This window comes from Flavobacterium sp., from assembly GCF_029242675.1.
Lineage (GTDB): Bacteria > Bacteroidota > Bacteroidia > Flavobacteriales > Flavobacteriaceae > Flavobacterium.
The window spans coordinates 1-4,294 of record NZ_JAQWTM010000157.1 but is presented as its reverse complement, the minus strand read 5'-3'; the positions used below and the strand labels follow the sequence as shown (position 1 = coordinate 4,294).

Annotated in this window: 4 protein-coding genes; all 4 read left to right on the top strand. The window is 34.2% G+C overall.

Annotated elements, in window-relative coordinates; genetic code table 11:
* Positions 1–207 precede the first annotated feature (207 nt).
* Positions 208–1,158: a PhoH family protein gene (locus P8M54_RS06230; RefSeq protein ID WP_300286331.1), complete on the top strand. Its 951-nt coding sequence runs from the start codon at positions 208–210 to the stop codon at positions 1,156–1,158.
* Between the two features lie 93 nt (positions 1,159–1,251).
* On the top strand, positions 1,252–2,067 hold the full coding sequence (locus tag P8M54_RS06225; RefSeq protein WP_300286330.1) for an SDR family NAD(P)-dependent oxidoreductase: 816 nt from the start codon (positions 1,252–1,254) through the stop codon (positions 2,065–2,067).
* A gap of 94 nt (positions 2,068–2,161) precedes the next feature.
* Positions 2,162–2,998 carry a Cof-type HAD-IIB family hydrolase gene (locus P8M54_RS06220; RefSeq protein WP_300286328.1) on the top strand — a complete coding sequence of 279 codons (837 nt, stop codon included), beginning with the start codon at positions 2,162–2,164 and terminating at the stop codon, positions 2,996–2,998.
* 24 nt (positions 2,999–3,022) lie between these two features.
* Positions 3,023–4,294, top strand: a 1,272-nt coding sequence (locus tag P8M54_RS06215) for a DPP IV N-terminal domain-containing protein (protein ID WP_300286325.1), incomplete at its 3' end; no start/stop codon positions are given.

Here is a 4,294-nt window from a genome sequence, read left to right as displayed (position 1 = left end):
AATTATTGACATAATATTGTTTATAACTAAAGGTGCTATCTAAAACTAATTTTCATTAAATTTGAGAAATGCAAAGCTAATAATAGTAAATTCAAAAAAGCAAAAAAGCAAAAACAAATTCAAAATAAAAACCAATTGTTTAGGCGCTAACAAAGCAAAATAATTGGCTTTTAACAAATCATTATTTTTAATATAAAACTACAACTTTTGAACGAAAGAATTATCGAGCTCATAGACATCGCTCCAAAAGAGTTTTGGGGTGCTCAAGACACTCATCTTGAAATGATTAAAAAATATTATCCAAAATTAAAAATAGTTGCGAGAGGGACAACTTTAAAAGCATTTGGAGAAAAAGAAATATTAGACGAGTTCGAAAAACGTTTTCACAGGCTAATGGTCCATTTTTCAAGGTATAACAATATCGATAATAATGTCATCGAGCGTGTTATTCTTGGAGATAGTCAAGACGAAAAAAGAATGTCACCTAATGATAAAATTTTAGTGCACGGGGTTGGTGGTAAAATTATCAAGGCGATGACTCCCAATCAGCAATTGCTTGTTGATACCATTAATAAAAACGATATGGTGTTTGCTGTAGGACCCGCCGGTACCGGTAAAACCTATACAGGAGTAGCGATGGCCGTAAAAGCGCTTAAGGAAAAACAAGTGAAACGTATCATTTTGACTCGTCCTGCGGTAGAAGCAGGTGAGAATCTAGGTTTTTTACCGGGTGATATGAAAGAAAAATTGGATCCTTACATGCAACCCTTGTACGATGCGTTGCGCGATATGTTGCCTAATGAAAAATTAGAAGACTATATTTTAAAAGGAATTATTCAAATTGCTCCTTTAGCCTTCATGCGGGGTCGAACGCTTGATAATGCTTTTGTGATTTTGGATGAAGCACAAAACACTACGCATTCGCAAATGAAAATGTTTTTGACGCGTATGGGAAAAAGTGCCAAATTCATGGTTACTGGTGATCCCGGACAAGTAGATTTGCCACGCAGAACCATTTCAGGATTAAAAGAAGCCTTGTTAGTATTAAAGGATGTGGAAGGTATTGGGATTATTTACCTAGATGATAAGGATATTGTCCGACACCGATTAGTTAAAAAAGTAATTGATGCTTACAAGCAAATTGAAAATAACGATTAGAACCTTTGTTTGAAAAGCAATAGTTTAGAATAAAAATGATGCGACCCCAATTGGGGTCGTATTTATGAAATAAAAAATCAAAATAAATAAGTATTGAAGAACGTAATTATAACAGGTGCATCAGGTGGAATAGGGAAAGAGTTAGCATTGCATTTTGCTAAAAATAACTGGAATGTTATCGCTACCATGATTTGCTTGGAACAAGAAAAAGAACTTCAAAATATTGAAAATATAAAATGTTACATACTCGATGTAACTAGTACGGATAGTGTAAATGCGGCCAAAACTGTCATATTGCAGGACTATAAAACAATAGATTTAGTGATCAATAATGCTGGAGTTGGCTACCGAAGTTTTGTCGAACTAGCTGAAGATGAAGAAATAGACAAAATTGTTAATGTAAATTGGTTAGGAGTGGTAAAAGTATGCCGCGCTTTTATTCCGGTTTTTCGATTGCAAAATAACGGGCACTTTATCAATATTTCTTCTATAGCTGGATTGGTCAATTTACCGCTAGGTAGTTTTTATCACGCTACAAAGCACGCTGTGGAAAGCTTTTCGGAATGTTTGGCTTATGAAGTCAAGGATTTTAATATCGCGATCTCTACGGTTCAATTTGGAAACACACCTTCTAATTTTCAAAAAAATGTAACTCGATCGGAACAATCTTCGATTGCTTCTTACAACTCCTTAATGGCTACTATTAATGAGGTTGTTGAGCGAAAAACCAAGAAAAACAAGGACTTAAAGCCTAAAATTAGTAGTGAGATATTAAAAATTGCCGAAAACCCAAAACCAAAATTCAAACGATATACAATCGGATTTGATGCAACTTTGCTATCATTTTTAAGAGGCCTATTAGGATATCGTCTTTTTGGACGATTAATTGAACGCTTTGTATTTAAGTAAAATGGGGTAGATAAACGAGCTAGGATAATTGTTTTTTTGCTTCTTGAGCAGAATAACAATAAATTTGAGGAACTAAATAAGGATGTTAAAAATAATGAAGCAGGAGATAAAAGTAATTATAAGCGATTTAGACGGTACGCTATTAAATCCCAATCATGAAATTGGGACCTACACTAAAACAGTTTTTCAGGAACTGTACCAACAAGGTTTTATGATAGTTATCGCAACGGGTAGACACCACCTAGATGCTATGCCTATTGTAGATACGCTAGGTTTTCCAACTTATTTAGTAACTTCTAATGGCGCTAGAATTCATGCTCCCAACCGCGAGTTACTGTACGCTAAAAACATTGATTCTGATGTGATAAAAGCAATTCTGTCGGTTGACCGTAGTGCTGAAATTACTACAGTTTTGTTCAAGGAGGAAGTGTGGCAAACAAGCAAGGACAATCCTAAAATCAATAGTTTTCAAACGAAAATGAATTACGCTCCGGAAATTGTCGATTTTGACCTACTAGAGGATTACTCAGGAATAAAATTATTTTTCACCCATGACAAGCACAGTGTATTAGTAGAACTTCGGGACCGAATCGCAACAAAGTATTCCCAGCATTTTAACCATGCTTTTAGTTTACCACATTGCTTAGAATTCATGCACAAATCAGTAGATAAGAGCGTTGCCATACAGGCAATTTTAGAGAAAGAGAGTTTTACTTTGCAACAAGCGATTTCATTTGGAGATGGATATAATGACGAAGAAATGCTAAAAGCAACAGCGAAAGGACTTTTAATGGGGAATGCACCTGAGAGTTTAAAAACTAAATTATCATATTTAGAAACTATTGAACCTAATAGTGAAGATGGAGTAGCTAAGTATTTAGAATTAAATTTTTTAACTAATAAAAATAAGTACAAAACGACCAATATTTAATCATTAAAAAAGACTACTATTACTATGAAAAAAAACATACTAGTACTATTGTTTCTGACTTGTAGCTTCGCTGTGCAAAGTCAAAAGTTGCAATTAGAGGAAATCATGAAAGGAGATGGTTTCATCGGAAATCAACCAACTAATCAAAGATGGTCTTTGGATGGTCAAAAAATTTATTTTGATTGGAATCCAAAAAACGAAATCGGTTCAAGCACCTATTTTGTTGATAAAAGCAATAAAAAAGCACAATTAGCGTCCGCTAAAGAAGCTGCATTTTCAAAATTAAATTTTGTTAGAAAGCCTGGTTCTAACCTAGCGTATTATGTGAGTAAAGGAGCTTTATATAGTTATGCTATCAAAGAAAACCGAATTAAAAAACTCATTCAACAAAGTAGTGCAATCTCTAATTTGCAATTGGCTCACGAAGATGGTGTTTTGTTTTTTGAACAAGAGGACAATATGATGAAGTTCAATACTGTCAACGGAACTTTGGTACAATTATCTAATTTTAAAAGTGGTAAAGCACCAAAAGAAGATGCTCAGGCCGATTCCTTTTTGAAAACTCAACAAAAGGAACTTTTCCTTTTCGTAAGAGATCAAGAAGCTAGTAAAAAATGGTACAAAGAAAAGGCAGACGAACTAAAATCGGATTTTCCCAAAGAATATTTTTATGGTAAAAACAGCATACAAGGCCTAAAAGTAAACCCAAATGGGAATTATTTAACTTTCAATGCCGCTGAGCCTACTGATTTAAAAAGTGAGAAAATGGAGGTTTTCATCACTTCTGACGGTTACAACAAGTCGCCTGATACGAAGAGAAAAGTTTCTGTAGACAACCTGACACCTATTAAGTTTGGTGTGTATTCAATGCTAAAAGATTCGGTTTATTACATGAATTTCTCAAAATTAAGTCACTTAAAAGATACACCTGAATACTATAAACTGTATGATAATTTAAAAGATAAAGAAAAAACAGAAAGACTTATTTATGTACAAGAACCAACCTACAATGATAACGGTTCACTAGCAGTAACGGAAATCAGAAGCCAAGACAACAAAGACCGTTGGATTGTAAAATTAAATTTGGCAGAAGGTACCTTCGAAGAAATCGATTATCAGCATGACGAGGCATGGATCGGTGGGCCAGGCATTCCTTCTTACACTTACAGTTCGGGAACTTTAGGTTTTTTAGGAGATAACAACACGATTTACTATCAATCTGAGACTTCCGGATATTCGCATTTGTACACCTATAATCTTAATTCTAAGAAAAAACAGCAATTGACTAAGGGAAAT